Consider the following 20,069-nt stretch of genomic DNA (forward strand, 5'->3'; position numbering starts at 1 on the left):
TCAGCCGCGCTTGGCGTAACCCTTGCCGTAATGCTTTTCCATCCGCGCCTGGATCAGCTCCAGGCCGATGGACAGCAGCCAGTAGATCAGCGCCGCGGTGCTGAGCATCTCGATGTAGCGGTAGCTGGAGCGGCCGTAGGACTGGGCCAGGAACATCACTTCCCAGACCCCCATCACCGAGATCAGCGACGAATCCTTGAGCATCGAGATGAACTGGTTGGTGGCCGGCGGGATGATGGTGCGCATGGCCTGGGGCAGGGTCACTTGCCAGAAGATCACGCTGTTGCTCATGCCCAGGGCCATGGCGGCCTGGCCTTGGCCGTGGGGCACGCCGAGGATGCCGGCGCGGAAGATCTCGCTGAGGTAGGCGCCGTAGTTCAGTGACAGGGCGATGATCCCGGCAGTAATGGCTCCCGGCACCACCCCCAGTTGCGGCAGGCCGAGGTAGATCAGCAGGATCTGGATCAGCAGCGGTGTGCCGCGAAAGAACGAGGCATAGAAGCTGGCGATGCCGAAGGCCACGGCGCTGCTGGACAGTCGCGCCAGGGCGGTAACGAACCCCAGCAGCGACGAGGCGACGATGGAGCAGGCGCAGAGAAACAGGGTCAGCGCCGCGCCCTGGAGAAATCCGCTGGGAGACAGGTGCAGGCCCAGCAGGTTTGGCAGCTTGTCGAGGATGATCGAGAACTTCAGGTCGAAGCTCAGGAAGAAACTGGCGAACAGGCCCAGCAGCGTCGCCCAGGTCAGGTACAGCCGGGTCCGAAACCCCAGCAGGCGCTTGAGTCGTGGTTCGGCCAGCGGTTGTGGTGGCTGTGCAGATGGCGGGAAGGAAGTCATTGGCTGATGTCGGCGCCGATCCATTTCTGCGACAGCTGGCTCAGGGTGCCGTCCTGCTTCAGCTGGGCGAAGACTTCACGCACCTTGGCGTCCCACTGGGCATCGCCTTTCTCGATGGCCACCGAGTTGGGCTCGGCGTACAGCGGCTCGCCGGCCAGCTTGAAGCGCGAATCCTGGGTCAGCCGTGGTTGCGCGGTGACCAGGTTGGTGAGGAGCGCATCCAGGCGCACACCGGGGCCCAGGCCGAGGTCTTGGAAGGCCACGTTGTCGGTGTCGTAGGGGGCGATCTGCACATTCTCGAAGGGATATTGCAGGTGGGTGTCTTCAGCGCCTTCGATCACCAGGTTCTTGTTCAGGTAGCTCTCGTAGCTGGAGGCGGCAGTCAGGCCGACTTTCTTGTCGCTCAGGTCCTTGGCGCGGTGGATCCGCTCATCCTTGGCGTTGACCACGATCACCGCCGGCGAGGCGTAGTACTGCACCGGGAAGTCGAAGACTTCGGCGCGGGCCTTGCTCGGGGTCATGGAGCAGATGCAGATGTCGTAGCGCCCGCTCCAGCGTCCGGCGGCGATCACGTCCCAGGACGGTGTCTCCAGGCGCAGCTTGACCCCGAGCTTGGCGGCCACGGCCTTGGCCACGTCGACGTCGAAGCCGTCCAGCTGGTTCTGCTCATTGAGAAAGGAGAAGGGCGGGTAGCTTTCCATCAGCACGCCCACCAGCTCTTTTTTCTGCTCGATACGCTCCAGGGCAGCGCCGGCGAAGGCCTGGGAGGAGGCGAAAAGAGTGGTCAGGCCGAGGGCCAGCAACGGTTTGAAGTTCATCGGAATCCTGACTGAAAAAGAGTTGTTATTAACTGGATGGTGCGTATTTAATAGTTATAAGAACGGCTCAGATAGTGAGTTTTTTTCATAAGCATATGAGTGAAAAGCATATGGGCGCAGACAGCACGGTGATTCTGGATGGCGGTATGGGACGTGAACTGCAGCGCCGCGGCGCGCCGTTCCGGCAGCCCGAGTGGTCGGCCCTGGCGCTGATCGAGGCGCCGCAGGCGGTGGAAGCGGTGCACGCGGCGTATATCGACAGCGGCGCCAATGTGATCACCAGCAACAGCTACGCCGTGGTGCCGTTCCACATTGGCGAAGAGCGTTTTGCCGCTGAGGGCCAGGCCCTGGCGGCCCTGGCCGGTGAACTGGCACGTCGTGCAGTGCAGGCTTCCGGCAAGCCGGTGCGGGTCGCGGGCTCGTTGCCGCCGTTATTCGGTTCCTATCGCCCGGATCTGTTCGACGCTGCGCGGGTCGAGGAAGTGCTGAGCCCGCTGATCAAGGGGCTGGCGCCTTTCGTGGACCTGTGGCTGGCGGAAACCCAGAGCTCCATCGCCGAGGCGCGGGCCATCCACGCCGGCCTGCCCAAGGACGGCAAGCCGTTCTGGCTGTCCTTCACCCTGAAGGATGAAGACGTCGATGACGTGCCGCGCCTGCGCTCCGGCGAGCCGGTGGCAGAAGCGGCGGCGGTGGCGGCGCAGTTGGGCGTCCAGACCCTGCTGTTCAACTGCAGCCAGCCGGAAGTGATTGGTGCGGCGGTGGATGTGGCCCGTGAAACCTTCGAGCGCCTGGGCGTGCAGATCCACATCGGCGTGTACGCCAACGCCTTCCCGCCGCAGCCCGAGGATGCCACTGCCAACGATGGCCTGTGCCCGCTGCGCGAAGACCTGGACCCACCGGGTTATCTGCACTGGGTGGCGGACTGGCACCAGCGCGGTGCCAGCCATGTGGGCGGTTGCTGCGGCATCGGGCCGGAGCACATTGCGGTGTTGGCGCAGAAGCTCGGCTGAGCCCTTCGCCGGCAAGGTTCGGGTTCACCGCAATCCTCGTAGGAGCCGGCTTGCCGGCGAACCCCCCGCTTAGCCGCGACACTCCGCCAGGGACTTGAGCTGCCCCGAGCCGCTCTGGTTTTCATCGCTCAGCCACTGCTCGAAACCCTGGGCGATAGCGGGCCATTCCCCATCCAGGATCGAGAACCAGGCGGTATCGCGGTTCTGCCCCTTGGTCACCATGTGCTGGCGGAACACCCCTTCGAAACTGAAGCCCAGGCGCTCTGCGGCATAGCGCGAGCGGGCATTGGCGTTGTTGCACTTCCATTCCAGGCGCCGGTAACCCAGGGCGAAGGCTTCCTTGGCCAGTAGATAGACCGCCTCGGTGCTCTTGGGCGAACGCTGCATCGGCGCGCCGAAGGTCACGTGGCCGATCTCGATACGACCCTGGATCGCGACGATCGACATCAGGCTGATGATGCCCTGGGCCTGGCCGCTGGCACGGTCGATCACGGTGAAGAAGTACGGGTCGCTGGCTGCCGCGTTGTTGCTCAGCCAGGCATCGAATGCCGGGCGCTCGGGGAACGGGCCGTAAGGCAGGTAGTTCCACAGCTTGGGGTCGGCGCCGGGGCCTTCCAGGGCTTGGAACAGGTCATCGCCGTGGCGCGCCGGGTCGAGTTTTTCCAAGCGGATGAAGCGCCCTTCCAGGAGGGTGGCCGAAGGGCTGGGAGCACCTTTCCAATCGGCGAGTGAAGTCGACATGCAGTGGCTCCTTGGGTCAGAGAGGGTGACGGAATTGGATGAAACCAGGGCGCTCGGCGATGCGCTCATAGAGCTGGATGGCCGTGGCGTTGCTTTCGTGGGTCAGCCAATGAACCTTGGCACAGCCGTCCTGCTTGGCCTGGGCGTAGACGAACTCGATCAACTGGCGGCCGACACCGGTGCCGCGTTGTTCCGGGGACACCAGCAGGTCCTGCAGGTAACAGGAGTTCTCGATGCTCCAGTTGGAGCGGTGGTAGATGAAATGCACCATGCCCACGGCGTGCTCGCCATCCCAGGCCAGGGCGGCGTGGGTCGGCTCACGGGCATCGAGAAAACGCTGCCAGGTGCTCTGGGTCACGGCGTCTGCCAGTTCGGTTGCGTAGAAGCGCAAGTAGGCCTGCCATAACGGCAGCCAGGTGGCGTGGTCGGCGGCGGTGACGGGGCGGATCTGGATCTGGCTCATGAACACTCCTTGATTGTTGGGTACGAAAACCTAGGGCATCAGGCGGGACAGTTGTTGGTCACCCAGGTCGGCGCTGGCCGCCAGGCCTTCACGCACCCCGGCGATATCTTCGGCACTGCGGTTCTGGCTGAGCTTGCGCTTGCCTTCCAGGCGCTGGATCGGCAGGGCAAAACCGACGATGGCCCGGAGCATGCCGTCGATGTAGTCGGCGGGGGCGTCGTCCACTTTCCACGGTTGCGCGCGGCCATTTTCATGGCGATCGGTCAGGGCGCTGACCAGGTTCAGCAAGCGATGAGGATCGCTGAACACCTCGGGCTGGCCGTAGGCGTGCACCGCCACGTAATTCCAGGTCGGCACCACTTTGCCGTGTTCGGCCTTGCTCGGATAGAACGACGGGCTGACGTAGGCGTCCTCGCCGGTGAAGATCACCAGCGCCTCGGCGCCATTGGCCAATTCCGCGCACTGTGGGTTGGCCTTGGCCAGGTGCCCATAAAGGGTGCCATTGGGACCTTGCGCGCCGTCCAGCAACAGCGGCAGGTGGCTGGCCTGCAAGCCTTGATCGCCCCAGGTCACCAGGGTCGCCAGGCGGCTCTGCTGGATCACTTGGTGCAAGCGGGAGAGGTCTTCATCAACGAAAGCGCGCGGTAGGTACATATAGAAAATCCTTGGCGTGTGGTTGCATCCTAGGCAGGCTAATGGTTCGTTGTAAGAGCCATCATTGGTCTATTTCATGGGTCCAATCTTCGGAGCATGTCGATGAGCAGTGCCGTACCTCCGCTGTCTTTCAATCCGGCCGGCATCGAATTGGATCGCCGCCAGGGCCTCAGCCGCCAGCTGTACCAGGCCTTGCGCCTGCGGGTGCTGGATGGCCGTCTGGCCAGCGGGACGCGCTTGCCCGCCAGCCGCGACCTGGCCGCCGCCCTGGGGATTTCCCGGAACAGCGTGGTACGGGCCTACGACCAGTTGTACGCCGAGGGGTTTATCGAAGGTCGGGTCGGCGACGGCACCTACGTGGCCCAGTTTTCGGAAACCCACCTGCCGATCAAAAAATTATCCACAAAACTATCCACAGGGTTTTCAACAGGCTTACCCACAGGTTTATCCACAAAATCAGTAGATTTACCTGGGATTACATCCAGTGAAGTTATCCACAGCAGTGGTTTGCAGCGGCTGCAAAAGCACCATTTGAACACTCCGCCCAGTGGACCGCCGCGGGCTTTTCGGGTCGGCGTGCCGGCTTTCGACCTGTTCCCGTTCGAGGTCTGGGCCAAGCTGAATGCGGCTTTCTGGCGCAGGCCGGACCTGCGTCACCTGTGCTACGGCAATTCGGCCGGCGATTCGCGCCTGCGCAGTCTGATTGCCGCTTATTTGCGCAGCTCCCGGGGACTGCAATGCAGCGCTGAACAAATTGTGATCACCAGTGGCGCGCAGCAAGGGATTAGCCTTTGTGCACAGTTGCTGGTGGAGCCAGGCGATGCCGTGGCTGTGGAAAACCCCGGGTATCGGGCGGCCGGCCATGCCTTCGCCGTGGCTGGCGCGCAACTGCAGGGCGTGGCGGTGGATCAGGAGGGCATTGACTGTCGCCAGCTGGAGCAACTGCACAACTGTCGCCTGGTCTATGTCACGCCGTCCCACCAGTACCCCACCGGAGTGATCATGAGTCTGGCCCGGCGCCTGGAACTGCTGGCCTGGGCCGAGCGCAGCCAGGGCTGGATCGTCGAGGACGACTACGACGGCGAGTACCGTTACAGCGGTGCGCCGTTGGCCCCCTTGGCGGCATTGGACCGGCAAGGGCGGGTGATCTACGTCGGCACCTTCGGCAAGGTCGCATTCCCGGCGCTGCGCCTGGGTTACCTGGTGCTGCCGCCGAACCTGGTGCAGGCCTTCGCCCAGCGCCGGGCGGTAGACGTACGGCATTCCGAGGTCAGCACCCAGGCAGTGATGGCCGAATTCATGGCGGCCGGGCATTTCCAGCGGCATATCCGGCGCATGCGCCGGGCGGCCCTGAGCCGGCGCAACACCTTGCTGGCCGGCTGGCCGGCGGCAATCGATGGCGTCGGGCCGCTGCCCGGTGTAGCGGCCGGGCTGCACCTGACGGTGGCTGTGGACAGTCTGGCCCGGGAGCGAGAGTTGCTGGCGCAGGCGGCCGCTGTCGATGTCGAGATCAGTGGCCTGAGCACTTACTGGCTGCCGGAAACCCCCTTGCCCGAGGACCAACGGGCCGGGCTGGTGCTGGGTTTTGCCGCCGTGCCTGAGGCAGATATCCAGTCTGCCCTGAGCCGTCTGCGCCAGGCCTGGCGAGTCTGACGGGGTATACTCGCGGCCATTTCCAAGCCCGAGAACCCTCATGAGCCAGACCCTCTCTGTGGCGCCGCAACGCCAGTTCGGCGCGCCTCTGTTCGCCTTGCTGCTGTTGGTCGCCGGTGCCCTGTTCCTGCAGGCCCAGGTGGGGCCACGCCAGGTCCTGCTGTTGCTGTTGGGGGCGGCCCTGGGGCTGACCCTGTATCACGCCGCCTTTGGCTTCACCTCGGCCTGGCGGGTGTTTATCCGTGACCGTCGCGGCGCTGGCCTGCGGGCGCAGATGGTCATGCTGGCCCTGGCGGTGCTGCTGTTCTTCCCTGCGCTGGGGGCTGGAACCCTGTTCGGCCAGCCGGTGGTAGGGCTGGTTGCGCCGGCGGGCGTCTCGGTGATCTTTGGTGCCTTTATCTTTGGCATCGGCATGCAACTGGGCGGCGGCTGCGCCTCTGGCACCCTGTTCACCGTCGGCGGTGGCAATGCGCGGATGCTGGTAACCCTGGCGTTCTTCATCTGTGGTTCGCTGATTGCCACCCATCACGTCGACTGGTGGTTCGCCCTGCCGTCGCTGCCGCCGATCTCCATCGTCCAGAGTTTCGGCGTGGGGCCGGCAATGGGGATGAGCCTGTGTCTGTTCGCGCTGATCGCCGTGCTGACCCAGACCCTGGAAAAGCGTCGCTACGGCCACCTGGAAGCGCCGGTGAGCAGTCAGCATCAGGGCTGGCGCCGGCTGCTGCGCGGTCCCTGGCCGCTGGTCTGGGGCGCGGTGGCCTTGGCCCTGTTGAACTTCGCCACCCTGGCCCTGGCGGGTCGGCCGTGGGGGATCACCTCGGCGTTCGCCTTGTGGGGGGCGAAAGTCGCCAGCGGCCTGGGTGTGGACGTGAGCAGTTGGGTGTTCTGGCAGGGCGCGGCGAATGCCAAGGCCCTGGCAGCCCCGGTGTGGCAGGACATCACCAGCGTCATGGACATTGGCATTGTCCTCGGTGCCTTGCTGGCGGCGGGATTGGCGGGGCGTTTTGCGCCGAATTTGAAGATTCCTACCCGCTCCCTGGTAGCGGCGGTGATCGGTGGCCTGTTACTCGGCTACGGCTCGCGCTTGGCCTATGGCTGCAACATCGGCGCCTATTTCAGCGGCATCGCCTCCGGCAGCCTGCACGGCTGGTTGTGGCTGGTGGCGGCGTTTATCGGCAACGGCGTGGGCGTGCGCCTGCGTCCCTGGTTCTTCGCCGAAGAGCGCACCCCCCAAGGCCTCACCGGCTGCTGAACGCAAAGCTGTAGGAGCCGGCTTGCCGGCGAACCCGGCGCCGCGGTCTATCGCCAACCGCGCCACCGTCGTCCGCCGGCAACCCGCACACCGCCGCTGTGCTGTTGACGAATCAGGTCCCGGACTTGATCTTGGTCCAGGCCCGGGTCCGTGCCCGCTCGGCATCACGCGGCAACGGCTGCAGGGTATACAGGGTGCTCATCGCCGCTTCGGTGGGATACAGGTTGGGGTTGTTGCGGATCGACGGGTCCACCAGCTCGGTGGCGTCCTTGTTCGGGTTGGGATAACCGACAAAGTCGCTGACCGGGGCAATCACCTGGGGTTGCAGCAGGTAGTTGATGAAGGTGTAGGCATCTTCCTGGTTCTTCGCGCCTTTGGGGATCGCCAGCATGTCGAACCAGATCGGTGCGCCTTCCTTGGGCAGGCGCATGTCCACGGTCACGCCGTTCTTGGCTTCCTTGGCGCGGTTGGCGGCCTGGGAAAAGCTCCCCGAATAACCCACCGCGACGCAGATGTCGCCGTTGGCGATATCGGCCATGTACTTGGACGAGTGGAAGTAGGTGATGTACGGCCGGATCTTCATCAGCAGCGCTTCAGCCTTCTCATAATCTGCCGGCTTCTTGCTGTTGGGGTCCAGGCCCAGGTGCTGCAGGGCCAGGGGCAGGATTTCCGACGGCGAGTCCAAGAGGGCCACGCCGCACTGCTTGAGCTTGCTGATGTTCTCTTCCTTGAAGATCAGGTCCCAGCTGTCCACCGGCGCCTTGTCGCCGAGGGCGGCCTTGATCTTGTCCGGGTTGAAGCCGATCAGGATGGTGCCGTACATGTAGGGCACGGCGAACTTGTTGCCCGGGTCGTTGGCCTCGATCAGCTTCATCAGCTTGGGGTCCAGGTGGTTCCAGTTGGGCAGCTTGCTGCGGTCCAGGGGCTGGAACACCCCGGCTTCGATCTGCTTGGCCAGGAACACGTTGGACGGCACCACCACGTCGTACCCGGAGTTGCCGGTGAGCAGCTTGGCCTCCAGGGCTTCGTTGGTGTCGAAGATGTCGTAGACCAGCTTCACCTGGCTGTTCTGGGTCTTGAAGTCTTCCAGAGCCTTGGGGGTGATGTAGTCGAACCAGTTGTAGACCCGCAGGGTGCGTTCTTCAGCGTGGGCGGCGGTGCCCAGCAGGGTTGCGCACAGGGCCGGAACGATGAGGCGTTGGAATCTTTTCATGTTTCGAGTCCCTCACTGGGCGCTTTGAAAACCTTCGAGAACGTTCACGGCGTTGATGCCGATTTCTGCCACTGCGTACCCACCTTCCATGACGAACAGCGTCGGCTTGCCGAGGGCGGCGATGCGCTTGCCCATGGCCAGGTAGTCCGGGCTGTCGAGCTTGAACTGGGAGATCGGATCGTCCTTGAAGGTGTCGACGCCCAGGGACACCACGATGATGTCGGCGTCGTAGCTGTCGATCTGCTTGCAGGCCTGTTCCAGGGCCGCGCTCCAGGCATCCCAGCCGCTGCCAGCGGCCAATGGGTAGTTGAAGTTGCAGCCTTCGCCGGCGCCTTCGCCGCACTCGTCGGCATAACCGAGGAAGAACGGGAACTCGGCTTCCGGGTGGCCGTGGATCGAGGTGAAGAGCACGTCGCTGCGGTCGTAGAAGATCGACTGGGTGCCGTTGCCGTGGTGGTAGTCGACATCGAGGATCGCGACTTTCTTGTGGCCCTGGTCGAGGAACGCCTGGGCGGCGATGGCCGCATTGTTCAGGTAGCAGTAGCCGCCCATCAGGTCGCCGGCGGCGTGGTGTCCCGGTGGCCGGCACAGGGCGAAGGCACTGTGGGCACCGCGCTGGATCACCGCCTGGGCGGTAAGGGCGACTTGCGCTGCGCTGTAGGCGGCCTGCCAGGTGCCGGCGGTGATTGGCGCGCCGCCGTCGAAGCTGTAGTAGCCGAGTTGGCCGTGCAGGCTGGTGGGGATCACGCTGCGCAGGGTACGCGCCGGCCAGGTGTAGGGCAGCAGGTCGCCGTCGATGCCCTGGGCGGCCCAGCGCGCCCAGGCACCCTTGAAGAAGTCCAGGTAGGCGCGGCTGTGGATGCGCTCGATGGGCCCCAGGCCGAAGTCCTTGGGTGCCTCTACCGAGCCAAGGTTGCGGTATTTCACCCGGTCCAGCACATGGTCGGCCCGGGAAGGCATTTCGAAGCAGGGCATCAGTTGCCCGTCGATGAGTTCACAACGGCCGTGGTGCAGGTGGTGATCGTCCGAGTAGATCGTCAGCATTTTCTTGTTCTCCGCAGGCTGATTCGGTGCAGCACAGTCTTGCGGGACGCGGGGTTTCGGAGAACGGCAGGAGCGGCCAAAAGGGGATCGATCTGGCCAAAGTGTTTGACCGAAATTCGCCCCCTAAAGAAGCATGGCGCCCTATTGCGGGGCGCCATCCGATTCAGTTGGCGGGTGGGGCGGGAGCGAAGCGCTGCAAGACCTTGAGCATGTCCTCGCGTTTTTTCCGGGCGATGGCTTCCAGCAATAGCGCGTAGCCCTTTTTCTCGCAGTGCTGGCCGACATTGGGATCGGAGCCTTTTTCCAGCAGCTGGGTGAACAGGTCCAGGGTGTCTTGCTGGCTGACGTAGGGGGCCTTGTCGTCGGCGGAGGTCTTGTCGGCCACCAGGGTCAGCAGGCTTTCGCCGACCGGCTGGTTATAGCAGGTGCCACGGCCATAGCTCAGGTTGAGGTTGGCGCCGGCCTCTATCAACTGCCTCATGGCCACATAGTTGTTCCCCGAGAACGCCCGGTACAGCGCGGTCTGACCCTCACTCGTACTGCGCAGGTCGAGGTTTTGCGGGTACTGCATCAGCCAGCTGAAGCCTTGCAGGCTGCGCCTTTGCTCGGCCATCTGCATCAGTGGGGTCTGGCCCTGGCTGTCGGGCTCGTCGATGGCGACGCCGGCTTCGATGAGGAACTTCAGGCGCCCGCCCTGGCTCAGGTCGGGGCTGTCGCCCAGGTCACGGCGCATGGCCAGGGTCGCCAGGGTGGTCCAGTTATACAGGCCGCTGGTGTGGGCGCCGTGTTCCAGCAGCAGCCGGGCGATGTCCAGGCGGGGGGCGTCCAGGGCGTGCAACAGGGCGCTGCGGCCATCGTCGGCCATGACCTCGCCGCTGATGCCAGTGGCCAGCAGGCGCTGCACTTCGGTCAGGTCGCCTGCATCCACGGCGTCTACCAGGGGCCAGAAGGCCTGGCAGGCCTGGGGGTTGGCGGCGTTCAGGCCCAGGCGCTGCAGCACCCGCGGCGGGATGCTCATCTGGCGTTGCAGGCGCAGGCCGCAATACACCCGGTAACCCTCGATGGCCCGGCCCTGGTGGACGTTGTCCAGGGTTCGCTGCTGGTAGATCGCCCAGTCCAGGTCTGCCAGGTTGAGGTAGGTCGGCATGCGCCCGGGGTCGCGGCGCAGCACTTCCTTGAGCCAGGGGCGGGCGGTTCTCAGCTGCCCAGCTTCGCTGGTCCAGTAGGCGATGTCGTTGAGCAGGCCGGCGTATTCACGGCGCTCGGTGGCGATGCTGCGAAAGTCATGGGTGACGAAGAAGTCCTCCACCTGGTTGATGCCCGGTTGCTTGTCCTTGGCGCTGCGCAGTTGCTCGTGCAACGCGCGGAACTGCTTCCAGATGCTCTCCGGGTCCGGAGCCTGCTCTGCTACATAGGGGTTGAGGGTGATCGGCCCAGTGCCGCGGGGGAAGGGGCGGAACCATGGCGGGAATGTCTGCAGGGCCTGCAACCATTGCTGCCCGGTTTCCTCGCTGATGGGTTGCAGCGGGGTGAACTCCAGCTGGCTCAGGTCCCGGCGGTGACTGATCGCCAGCAGCGGGTGCTGCGGATCGCGGTGGTCGATCAGCAGGTAGCGTTGGCTGAGTTGCCAATCACTGGGCTTTTTGCAGTTGAAGTCGATCGAGGTCAGGATGATGCCGGTGTCCAGGGCATTGGTCGCGGGCCAGTTGTCGGCGACCTGCACCGGATACTCCGGGGTCATGCAGGCCCGCAGGTCTTCGGGGCTGAACAGGGCAATGGGTGGCGACTTGTAGACCCGTTGCCGGTAATCCAGGTCCTGATAGGCGTTGAGGTAGAACAGCCCGCGATACTGGGTCAGGAGGATCCGCGCCGGCACCCGCTCCCGGCCCGGCACGGGGAACGGCTTGAGCTCCAGGGTGGCGGTTTCCGGATAGTCGATGACGAAGTAGCGAGCCATTCCCGACCATTTGATCGCGCCCAGGTCCAGGTCGAAGGCCTGGGCGGCGGGTGCGCCCGCCAGCAGCACCAGCGCCAGGCCAAGCCCGCGAATGCCGATGCGCCGGGCGATGGCGCCTGAAAATAGGTTCAACGTTGCAGTCCCTTGCCGGTAGAAAGGTCGGCAATGTAATGCAATCGGCGCTGTTGTGCCGGGCTTTGTCGCAGCGGCGCAGCGGGTTCGGCGCTACGCCTCAAAGACGAAACGCCGTCGCCGGCGGTGGCGGCGCAAAACCTTGCAGCACCTTGAGCATGTCGTCGCGCTTGCGACGGGCGATGATCTCCAGCAGCCAGGTGTAGCCGTTTTGCGCGCAATAGCGGCCGACGTTGGGGTCGGCGCCACGTTGTAGAAGCAGGGTGAACATGTCCAGGCTCTCTTGCTGGCTGACCCAGGGATTGATGACCTCGGGCGAGCCCTGTTCGGCCACGATCATCAGCAGGCTTTCGCGGCTGGGCTGCTTGTCGCAAAAATAGCGGCCATAGCTCAGGTTAAGGTCGGCGCCGGCTGCTATCAGTTGCCTGGCAGCGGCGTAGTTGCCCGCCTTGAGCGCCAGGTACAGCGCCGTTTCGGCGTCTGGCCCGCTGCGTTTGTCGAGGTTCTGTGGGTGTTGCAGCAGCCAGTTGAAACGCTCGATATCGTCGCGGTCTTTGGCCATTTCCTGAAGCACGGTGCCGCCCTGGGCATCCTGTTCATCGATGGCGGCGCCGGCCTGCAGCAGGAAGTTCAGGCGTGTGGCCTGGCTCAGGTCAGGGTTGTCCTTGAGGTCGCGGCGCATGGCGAGGAACACCTGGGTGCGGCCGTTGTACTGGCCCTGGGGGCGGGCGCCATGGGCCAGCAACAGCCGGGCGATATCGAGGTTGGGTTTATCCAGCGCGTGCAACAGCGCCGGGCGCCCGTCGGTGGCGATGACGTCGCTGCGCAGGCCGCTCTGCAGCAGGCGCCGGACTTCGGCCTCGTCACCCTGGTCCACCGCTGCCACCAGCGGCAAGGAACCCTGGCAGGCCTGTTCGCTGGCCGCCGCAAGATTCAGGCGCTGGGTGACCCTGGCGGGTATTCCGAGCTGGCGTTGCAGGCGCAGCCCGCAGTACAGCCGATAGTTCTCCATGGCCCGGCCCAGCTGCTTGGAGTTCGTGGGCTCCTGTTCGTACAGGCGCCAGTCCAGGTCCGCCAGATTGAGATAGGTCGGCATGCGTCCAGGGTCGCGGAGCAGCACGTACGCCAGCCAGGGCCGGGCGCTCTGCAACTGGCCAGCCTCGGTGGCCCAATAGGCGATGTCGTTGAGCAGGCCGGGGTAGACACTTCGCTCGGGGGCGATCTGGCGAAAGTCATGGCGGGTGAAGAAGTCTTCGACCCGGGCGATTCCCGGGGCCTTGTCCCTGGCGTCGCGCAATTGCGCGTGCAGTTGGCGGAACTCTGTCCAGACCTGCTCCGGTGTCGGCGCCGCGACATAGGGCTGGACCGTCAGTTGGCCGGTGCTGGCGTCGAACGGATCGAGCAACTGAGGATACTTCTGCAGGGCCTTGAGCCATTGCTGCTGGAGCTCGGGGCTGATCGGTTGCTGCGGGATGAAGTCAATCTGCGCCTCGCCCTGGCGATGACCGATGGCCAGCAACGGCCGCAGGGGATCGCGGCTGTCCACCAGCAGGTAGCGATGGCTGAGCTGCCAGGCCGGGCTCTGGCAGTCGAAACTCAGTTTGGTCAGGCTCAGGGCGGGTTCCAGATGCTTGCTCTGCGGCCAGTTGTCCGTGGTCTCAACGGGGCGCTGCTCTGGCACACAGGCCTTTAGCGCCTGGGTATCGAACAGCGGCAGCGGCGCTGACTTGTACACCCGCTGCCGGTACTGCTGATCCTCATAGGCGTTGAGATAGAACAGCCCGTGGTATTGGCTGAGGATCACCCGTGCCGGCGTCCGGGCCAGCCCGGGCAGGGGGAATGGTTCGAGTTGCAGCGTGGCGGTTTCCGGATCGTCCAGGAGGATGCCTTTCTGCATTTCCCACCAGCGGATTTTGGACAGGTCGAAGGCCTGGGCGACGGGTACGCCGGTCAGCAGCACCAGCGCCAGGCAAAGCCCGCGCAGGCCAATGCGCCGGGAGATGGCGCCTGAGGATAGGTTCAACGTTGCAGTCCCTTGCCGGTAGAAAGGTCGGCAATGTAATGCAATCGGCGGTTGTGTGCCGGGGTTTGTCTCAGGGCCTGAACTGGCTCGGCGCCACGCCGCTCCAGCGGATGAAGGCATGACGAAAGCTCGCGGTCTCGCTGAAGCCCAGGGCCTCGGCAATCCGGTAGATGGGCAGCTGGTCTTCGCAGAGCATCTGCTTGGCCCGCTCGAAACGCAGCTCGTCGAGCAGTTCCTGATAGCTGCAGCCCAGGTCCTTGAGGTGTCGGCGCAGGGTCCTGGCCGAGCAGTTCATTTGCTCCGCCAGCCCTTCCAGGCCCGGCGCGGCATCCAGTTGCGCCGCCAGCAGTTGGCGGATCCGCCCGAGCCAGGCCTGGCGCCCGGTGAACTCGGTGTTCTGCTTGCGGCAGCGTTCGGCCATGGCCTGATGAGTGATCACGTCCGCCAGTGGCAGCGGCTGGTCGAGCCAGCGCTGGTCGAAGGCGAAGGCGTTGCTGCAGGCGTCGAATTGCAGGGGGCCGTCGAACGGTTCGTGGTAGCGCTGTTGATAGTCCGGCGCCGGATAGTCGAAGCGTGCCCCGAGCAACGGCAAAGGATGGCCCAACAGGTCGTCGCAGATGACCTTCATCGACACCAGACAGAATTCGGTATTGAACGCTGCCAGCTCCGGACATTCGCGATAACCGGCAGCGGTGAGCCAGATTCGCGGGCCATCGGCTTCCAGGCTGAGCTCGAAAAGTGTTCCCAGCAGCGCCGGGTAGTGCATGGCCAGGCGCAAAGCGTCACCTAAGGTGGCACTGGTGAGCAGGGCGTAGCCGAGCATTCCATAGGAGGAAACGTGCATGCGCCGGCCCAGTTCCAGGCCGATGTCCCGTTGCAGGGCGACGGCATTGGCGCACACCAGCATTTCCTGATTGGTGGTGATGCGGGTGTCGGCGCGGCTCAGGTCGGCGGCGTTGATGCCGCTTCCGGCCAACAGCGCTTCGCTGTCCTGGCCCTGGTCCTTGAAGGTATTGAGAACCAGTGAAACCGCATTGAGGGTGGTGAGGTGCGAGTGCAGCATGCGCAGATTCCAGCCTGGAGAAGACCGAAAACCCGAGCAAGTTGCATGCCGCCCGCGCTCAGGCCTGCGGTTTGCCTGCCAGCGGCATGCAGCATTCCGGGCGTTGTGTAGTGAGTGACTTGGCGCTTTGATTGGTGCAACCTGCCTGCCATTCACCGCCTGAGGTGGCGGTGCAGCAACCCCGATAAAGGACTATGTATGACCCTCATCCCTGCGCGTTCCCTGCTTCTGGTGTCCGGCTTGCTCCTGAGTTCGCTGTGCCTGGCCGAGGCTGAGCCAGGCAGCGAAAGCACCATCAAGGACTCTGCCAAGTCAGCCGTCTCGTCAGCCATCTCGGCAGGCAAGAACCTCTTGGGCGGCGTCAGCGAAGGTGTGCTCGATGGTCGCCAATCGGCGCAAGGCGTCGACGGTGCCTCGATCATTTCCTCCCGTGAGCAAATGAAAGGCCGCGTCGATGTCCAGGTATTGAAGACCGAAGCCGTCGGCGATAGCTTCAACGTCACCCTGGGTTTCAAGAACAGCAGCGACAGCCAGTTGCGGCTGATCAACCTCAAGCAGACCGGCGCCCTGCTGGCGATCGACCAGGACGGTTACGCCAACAACCTGACTGTCAGCCTCGACAACCCGGACGAAGTCACCATCCCGGCCAAGGCGGCCGTGCGGCAGAAGTTCGTGTTTGAAGGGCCGATCGAGAGTTCGAGTTCGGTGCGGGTCTGGGGCCAGGATTACTCGGTCAAGAAGTAACCTGACAGCCATCCCCTGCTCGTCGTCGAGCCGGCGGCTACCGCAGTCGCTGCCGGCTCCCGAGCGTGTGCTTCAGCTCAGCTCGCCGCACAGGTCGAGTTCCACCAGGCGTCGCACTTCGCTGTTCTTCAGCCCCGCGCCGAGCAGGGCATTGAGCTTGCCGAACGCCGCTTCGCGGGTCATGCCGCCACCGGACAGTACACCCGCGCCGCGCAGGCGGCTGCCGGCTTCATAGATGTCCAGCTCGACCCCGCCTTCATGGCACTGGGTCACGGCCACCACCACGATGCCGCGGTCCTGGGCGCACCTGAGGCTGGCGAGGAACGCCGGATTGTCACTGGGACCGGTGCCACTGCCGAAGCATTCCAGCACCAGGGCCTGGATCCCGCTATCAAGCACGCCGTCCAGCAACTTGGCGCTGATGCCGGGGAACAGTGGCAGCACGCCGACCTTGGCCGGTTGCTTGGTCCGGCGGTAGTCCAGCGCTGGCGGAGTGGCCTCGGTCCTGGCACCGCTGCCCTTGCGTTGCAGGGCGGCAAACGGATGCCGGCCGAAGCTGCGGATCTTCGCGCAGCGGGTTGGCGCCAGCAGCTCGCCGTGGAAGTACAGGTGCACCCCTGGCGCCAGGCCTTGACCCAGTGCCAGCAACGCGCCGCTGAGGTTTTCCCAGGCGTCGCTGTCGGGCACCCCGGCCGGCAGCATCGAGCCGGTGAACACCACCCGCGCCGGCAGGCCCAGCAGCTGGAAGCTCATGGCGGCGGCGCTGTAGGCCAGGGTGTCGGTGCCGTGCAGGATCAGCACGTTGTCGCAGCCCTGCACCTCGACCGCCTCGACCACCGCTTCACGCAGGCGCTGCCAGTAGTCGGGGGTCATGTTGGCGCTGTCGATCAGCGGCGCCATCTCGCGAAAGCGCCAGGCCGGCACCACCAGCTCGGGCTGACTGTCGAGGTAGGCACGCATCCGGGCTTCGAAGCCGGACGCCGGGGCCAGGCCGTCGGCGCTGGCCTGCATGCCGATGGTGCCACCGGTGTACAGCACCATGACCGGTTGCGCGGCGGGGAAAGTAGGGGAATTCATTGAGCTTCTCCTGAGCGATGGCAGCGTGGGCCAGAAGCATGCCTCTGGCCACGCGCGGTGTCACGTCGGGCGACAGGACGTCGCCCGACTTTCAGCACTCAGCGTTGCGCTGGGCTGGCGTTGGCCGCAACGGCCTCGGCTTCGGTCTTGACTGCCGGGATCTGCGGGTTGGCCGGCCAGGCCTTGGTGTCCAGGTCCAGGTCGGGGAACTTGCTGGAGTCGAACACCGGGGTCTTGATGCCTGCGGCACGCTGGTCGTCGTAGTCCTTGAGCACGCGCAGGGCGATCTTGAACAGCAGGAACAGGGCGATCAGGTTGACGAAGGCCAGCAGGGTCATGGTGATGTCGGCGAAGGCGAACACCGTGCCCAGGTTCTCCACCGCGCCCCAGAAAATCAGGACCAGTACCAGCACCCGGTAGGCGATCAGCCCCTTGCGGTTTTCGCCGATCAAGAAGCGCAGGTTGCTCTCGCCCAGGTAGTAGTTGTAGAGAATCGAGGTGAACACGAACAACGACAGGGCCACCGAGATGAACACCCGGCCCCATTCGCCGACGACCGCCGCCAGGGAGTTCTGGGTCAGGGCAATGCCGTCGCCTTCAAAACCCGGGGTATAGAAGCCCGACAGCAGGATCAGCAACGCGGTGCAGGTGCAGATGATGAAGGTGTCGAGGAACACGCTGAATGCCTGAACCACGCCCTGGGCGACCGGGTGCTCGACCGAGGCCACGGCGGCCACGTTCGGCGCACTGCCCAGGCCCGCTTCGTTGGCGAACACACCACGCTTCACGCCCATGATGATGGCGCTGCCGATCAGGCCGCCAAAGGCCTGGTCCAGGCCGAAGGCGCTTTTGACAATGGTCATCAGCATTCCTGGCACGTGGTCGATCTGCAGCACGATCACGTACAGGGTCACGCCGATGTAGGCCAGGGTTTTCACCGGTACCAGCAGGTCGGCGACCTTGGCGATGCGCTTGATACCACCGACGAACACCAGGCCCAGCAGCACGGCCATGGTAATGCCGGAGTAGGTGGTGTCGAAGTTGAAAGCGTCCTTGAGCGAGTGGGTCACGGCGTGGGCTTGCAGGCCGTTGAAGGCGAAGCCGAAGGTCACCAGCAGCAGGAAGGCCATGATCATGCCCAGCCAGCGCTTCTGCAGGCCGTGCTGGATGTAGTAGGACGGGCCGCCACGGTACTGGCCTTCGGAGTCGCAGCGCTTGTAGAGCTGGCCGAGGGAGCACTCGAAGAAGCTGCTGGACATACCCACCAGCGCGGTCACCCACATCCAGAACACGGCGCCCGGGCCACCCAGGGTCACGGCGATGCCGACGCCCGCGATGTTGCCCGCGCCGACCCGGCCGGCGAGGCTGAGCATCAGCGCCTGGAACGAGCTGAGCTGGCCGGCGCTGCTTTTCAGGCTGTCGCCGAACACCGAGAACATATGGAAGAAGTGGCGCAGTTGAACGAAACGCGAGCGGATCGTGAAGTAGCTGCCGAGCCCGACAATGAGCACGATCAGCACTTTCCCTGAGAGGAAGTCGTTGATGACTTCGAGCATGGAGTATTCCTCGCTGTTTTTTGTGTAGGCAAAAGCAGAGCGGACGGAAACATTCTGTTACACCGCTGACTGCACGCACGGCAAAGCGGTGGGGCGATTGTTCGTCCCGGTTCTCTATTCGCGGGTTGTTATTAGTTCGGGTTTCCCGTGGGTTTGAGCCTCGTTACCGACGGCTGCCCACGTGGAGAGGGGGCGCACTATACCGGTGCGCGGGCTCGCCGTCTGCATATAGCGCGTCGAGCCGAGGAACGGCAGGCGGGGCGGGAGGCTGAATCGGTTCTTGTCACGCCCCGCAAAACCCCGCGAACAGGGGCCCCAAGGGGCCCGCAAGAACGGCTTCGCCGGCAAGCCGGCTCCTACACTCCCCGCAATCTCCCTGCCAGCTGTAGGAGCTGGCTTGCCAGCGAAGGGGCCCGTTTGAGCGGCGCCGGTCTTGAGGTCTTGTTCGCCGGCAAGCCGGCTCCTACCGGCGCGGGGGATCAGAAGTAGTAGCCGATGTTGATGTTGGTCCGGTAATACCACTGGTTGCTGCCGCTGGAGGTGGTGCTGGTGAAGCCGCTGCCATTCTCCGCGCCGCCATAGGGGTTGGCATTCTTGGCCCAGGTCAGGTCCAGCCAGGCCATCACCGGCATCGCCAGGAATTGCGCTCCGACGGTGTACATCTGCGAGTCGTCCCAGTTCTTCTGGTCTTTGCGCATGCGGCTGTAGTCGTTGTACAGCTTGATCTTCTTCAACTGGCCAAGCCGTGGGGTGTAGATGTCATACCCCAGGTTCAGCGAGGCCACGCTGGCTTTGGCGGCAATCAGGTAGGCCGGGGTCAGGCCGTTGCCGCCCATCAGCACCGAGTCCTTGCTGACGCCAGTGGGGTTCTGCGGATCGAACTGGTAGCGGATGGCCTGGGTGGTCAGGGTCCAGGGACCTTTGTTGATCACCGCGTGCAGCCCGGCGGCCCAGTAGTCGCCGTTGTCCCGGGTGCTGGCGTTGTACAGCTGGGCCGTGGCCAGGGAGGCGCCGATCTCGGATTTCCAGTCGTCGACGCTGAAGGTCCGGGCCACCCGGGCGTTGAGCTGGTTGCGTTTCTCATTGTCCTGGCGCGACTGCACGGCGGCGATGGCGTTGTCCTTGAGGTCGGCGAAGCGCCCGACTTCCGGCGAGTAGCGGATGTCACTGGGCAGCATCCGTGGGAAGTAGGCCAGTTGCACATCCCAGTCCGCGTCCTTGTAGCTGTACTTCAGGCCACTGCCGGCGCTGGAGCCGTAACCGAGGAAGAACGGGATGTGGTAGCTCCAGCCGAACTGCGGATAGGGTTCCAGGCCGAAGGGCTTGAACGGTGCGCCCAATTGCAGGGTTGCTTGCGGGGTCAGCCGGTAGCCGACAAACCCCCGGTCGATGGAGTGCTTGCCGTCGTCCTGGAACCAGTAGCCCAGGTCGCTGTAGAGATTCTTGTAGGTGGCCTGGACATCCAGGCGGAAGGTATCGAACAGCAACCGGCCGTTGTTTTCCGTGGTCTGCCAATGCTCGTCGCGGTAGTTCAGCCGCAGGGCGCCGCCGATATCCAGGCTGCTGTCACCGTCATCGCTGCGCCAGGAAATATGCGGAAAGGGCTTGTTGGCGGCATTGCTGCGCACCGGTTCGGAAGGGACGGGTTCGACGGCGATACTGGCGCAACTGATCAACACCAGGCTTGCACCTATGACATGACGCTTCATCTGGACCTCTCCTCTGATGCACGCTGCCTTTTGGTTCGGCAACACTTGCCCGCTTGCCTGATCAGGCAACGGGTGGGTGGGGGCGGCCAAAAGGCAGCGTGCATCAGAGGAGAGGTCCAGATG

At 64.4% G+C, this 20,069-nt stretch carries 17 protein-coding genes; 4 read left to right on the forward strand and 13 right to left on the reverse strand.

Annotated elements, in window-relative coordinates:
- A complete protein-coding gene (locus GV818_RS13155; RefSeq protein ID WP_161776739.1) occupies positions 1-837 on the reverse strand; it encodes an amino acid ABC transporter permease in 837 nt (278 codons plus the stop codon).
- Complete coding sequence (locus tag GV818_RS13160) at positions 834-1,655, reverse strand: ABC transporter substrate-binding protein (RefSeq protein ID WP_161776740.1); 822 nt, start codon at positions 1,653-1,655, stop codon at positions 834-836. The genes GV818_RS13155 and GV818_RS13160 overlap by 4 nt, the downstream gene beginning before the upstream one ends.
- Before the next feature lie 110 nt (positions 1,656-1,765).
- On the opposite strand from GV818_RS13160, the gene GV818_RS13165 reads away from it, so the two are divergent.
- The gene (locus tag GV818_RS13165) at positions 1,766-2,665 is read left to right on the forward strand and encodes a homocysteine S-methyltransferase family protein (protein WP_161776741.1); all 900 of its coding nucleotides are present in this window, start codon (positions 1,766-1,768) and stop codon (positions 2,663-2,665) included.
- A gap of 69 nt (positions 2,666-2,734) precedes the next feature.
- Here the strand turns inward: GV818_RS13165 and GV818_RS13170 are convergent, their stop codons facing one another.
- From GV818_RS13170 to GV818_RS13180, 3 genes are read right to left on the reverse strand one after another with little or no spacing between them, the layout of a single operon-like run.
- A complete protein-coding gene (locus GV818_RS13170; protein ID WP_161752680.1) occupies positions 2,735-3,406 on the reverse strand; it encodes a GNAT family N-acetyltransferase in 672 nt (223 codons plus the stop codon).
- A gap of 16 nt (positions 3,407-3,422) precedes the next feature.
- Complete coding sequence (locus tag GV818_RS13175; protein WP_161752682.1) at positions 3,423-3,869, reverse strand: GNAT family N-acetyltransferase; 447 nt, start codon at positions 3,867-3,869, stop codon at positions 3,423-3,425.
- 30 nt (positions 3,870-3,899) lie between these two features.
- The gene (locus GV818_RS13180) at positions 3,900-4,523 is read right to left on the reverse strand and encodes an FMN-binding negative transcriptional regulator (protein WP_161776742.1); all 624 of its coding nucleotides are present in this window, start codon (positions 4,521-4,523) and stop codon (positions 3,900-3,902) included.
- A gap of 102 nt (positions 4,524-4,625) precedes the next feature.
- Here GV818_RS13180 and GV818_RS13185 point away from each other — a divergent pair, with 102 nt between their 5' ends.
- A complete protein-coding gene (locus tag GV818_RS13185; RefSeq protein WP_161752685.1) occupies positions 4,626-6,176 on the forward strand; it encodes a PLP-dependent aminotransferase family protein in 1,551 nt (516 codons plus the stop codon).
- Positions 6,177-6,216: 40 nt separating this feature from the next.
- Positions 6,217-7,428 carry a YeeE/YedE family protein gene (locus tag GV818_RS13190; protein WP_161752687.1) on the forward strand — a complete coding sequence of 404 codons (1,212 nt, stop codon included), beginning with the start codon at positions 6,217-6,219 and terminating at the stop codon, positions 7,426-7,428.
- A gap of 112 nt (positions 7,429-7,540) precedes the next feature.
- Here GV818_RS13190 and GV818_RS13195 read toward each other — a convergent pair whose 3' ends face one another.
- The 5 genes from GV818_RS13195 to GV818_RS13215 form a co-directional block, all read right to left on the reverse strand.
- On the reverse strand, positions 7,541-8,641 hold the full coding sequence (locus GV818_RS13195) for a polyamine ABC transporter substrate-binding protein (protein ID WP_161776743.1): 1,101 nt from the start codon (positions 8,639-8,641) through the stop codon (positions 7,541-7,543).
- Positions 8,642-8,653: 12 nt separating this feature from the next.
- Positions 8,654-9,685, reverse strand: coding sequence for a histone deacetylase family protein (locus GV818_RS13200; protein ID WP_161776744.1), 1,032 nt, complete (start codon positions 9,683-9,685; stop codon positions 8,654-8,656).
- Between the two features lie 163 nt (positions 9,686-9,848).
- The gene (locus GV818_RS13205; RefSeq protein WP_161776745.1) at positions 9,849-11,774 is read right to left on the reverse strand and encodes an ankyrin repeat domain-containing protein; all 1,926 of its coding nucleotides are present in this window, start codon (positions 11,772-11,774) and stop codon (positions 9,849-9,851) included.
- Positions 11,775-11,874: 100 nt separating this feature from the next.
- The gene (locus GV818_RS13210; protein WP_372242091.1) at positions 11,875-13,797 is read right to left on the reverse strand and encodes an ankyrin repeat domain-containing protein; all 1,923 of its coding nucleotides are present in this window, start codon (positions 13,795-13,797) and stop codon (positions 11,875-11,877) included.
- 70 nt (positions 13,798-13,867) lie between these two features.
- Entirely contained in the window at positions 13,868-14,860 is a 993-nt protein-coding gene (locus tag GV818_RS13215) for an AraC family transcriptional regulator (RefSeq protein WP_161752694.1), read from the reverse strand.
- 198 nt (positions 14,861-15,058) lie between these two features.
- Between GV818_RS13215 and GV818_RS13220 the strand changes: the two genes are divergently transcribed.
- A complete protein-coding gene (locus tag GV818_RS13220) occupies positions 15,059-15,604 on the forward strand; it encodes a hypothetical protein (protein ID WP_041120452.1) in 546 nt (181 codons plus the stop codon).
- Between the two features lie 72 nt (positions 15,605-15,676).
- Here GV818_RS13220 and GV818_RS13225 read toward each other — a convergent pair whose 3' ends face one another.
- The 3 genes from GV818_RS13225 to GV818_RS13235 all read right to left on the reverse strand — a co-directional run bounded on the left by GV818_RS13225 (position 15,677) and on the right by GV818_RS13235 (position 19,946).
- Complete coding sequence (locus GV818_RS13225; protein WP_161752696.1) at positions 15,677-16,681, reverse strand: asparaginase; 1,005 nt, start codon at positions 16,679-16,681, stop codon at positions 15,677-15,679.
- Positions 16,682-16,779: 98 nt separating this feature from the next.
- Entirely contained in the window at positions 16,780-18,237 is a 1,458-nt protein-coding gene (locus GV818_RS13230) for an alanine/glycine:cation symporter family protein (protein ID WP_161752698.1), read from the reverse strand.
- Between the two features lie 479 nt (positions 18,238-18,716).
- Positions 18,717-19,946, reverse strand: a complete 1,230-nt coding sequence (locus tag GV818_RS13235; RefSeq protein WP_161776746.1) for a hypothetical protein — start codon at positions 19,944-19,946, stop codon at positions 18,717-18,719.
- Positions 19,947-20,069: the final 123 nt, after the last annotated feature.

The organism is Pseudomonas sp. Fl4BN1 (assembly GCF_009908285.1).
Lineage (GTDB): Bacteria > Pseudomonadota > Gammaproteobacteria > Pseudomonadales > Pseudomonadaceae > Aquipseudomonas.

What these genes read in the sequence shown, in the direction of transcription:
- GV818_RS13195 (WP_161776743.1), bottom strand. Translation starts at nt 8,641, where the DNA reads ATGAAAAGATTCCAACGCCTCATCGTTCCGGCCCTGTGCGCAACCCTG.
- GV818_RS13180 (WP_161776742.1), bottom strand. Translation starts at nt 4,523, where the DNA reads ATGTACCTACCGCGCGCTTTCGTTGATGAAGACCTCTCCCGCTTGCAC.
- GV818_RS13170 (WP_161752680.1), bottom strand. Translation starts at nt 3,406, where the DNA reads ATGTCGACTTCACTCGCCGATTGGAAAGGTGCTCCCAGCCCTTCGGCC.
- GV818_RS13175 (WP_161752682.1), bottom strand. Translation starts at nt 3,869, where the DNA reads ATGAGCCAGATCCAGATCCGCCCCGTCACCGCCGCCGACCACGCCACC.
- GV818_RS13190 (WP_161752687.1), top strand. Translation starts at nt 6,217, where the DNA reads ATGAGCCAGACCCTCTCTGTGGCGCCGCAACGCCAGTTCGGCGCGCCT.
- GV818_RS13235 (WP_161776746.1), bottom strand. Translation starts at nt 19,946, where the DNA reads ATGAAGCGTCATGTCATAGGTGCAAGCCTGGTGTTGATCAGTTGCGCC.
- GV818_RS13220 (WP_041120452.1), top strand. Translation starts at nt 15,059, where the DNA reads ATGACCCTCATCCCTGCGCGTTCCCTGCTTCTGGTGTCCGGCTTGCTC.
- GV818_RS13200 (WP_161776744.1), bottom strand. Translation starts at nt 9,685, where the DNA reads ATGCTGACGATCTACTCGGACGATCACCACCTGCACCACGGCCGTTGT.
- GV818_RS13165 (WP_161776741.1), top strand. Translation starts at nt 1,766, where the DNA reads ATGGGCGCAGACAGCACGGTGATTCTGGATGGCGGTATGGGACGTGAA.
- GV818_RS13230 (WP_161752698.1), bottom strand. Translation starts at nt 18,237, where the DNA reads ATGCTCGAAGTCATCAACGACTTCCTCTCAGGGAAAGTGCTGATCGTG.
- GV818_RS13185 (WP_161752685.1), top strand. Translation starts at nt 4,626, where the DNA reads ATGAGCAGTGCCGTACCTCCGCTGTCTTTCAATCCGGCCGGCATCGAA.
- GV818_RS13160 (WP_161776740.1), bottom strand. Translation starts at nt 1,655, where the DNA reads ATGAACTTCAAACCGTTGCTGGCCCTCGGCCTGACCACTCTTTTCGCC.
- GV818_RS13155 (WP_161776739.1), bottom strand. Translation starts at nt 837, where the DNA reads ATGACTTCCTTCCCGCCATCTGCACAGCCACCACAACCGCTGGCCGAA.
- GV818_RS13215 (WP_161752694.1), bottom strand. Translation starts at nt 14,860, where the DNA reads ATGCTGCACTCGCACCTCACCACCCTCAATGCGGTTTCACTGGTTCTC.
- GV818_RS13225 (WP_161752696.1), bottom strand. Translation starts at nt 16,681, where the DNA reads ATGAATTCCCCTACTTTCCCCGCCGCGCAACCGGTCATGGTGCTGTAC.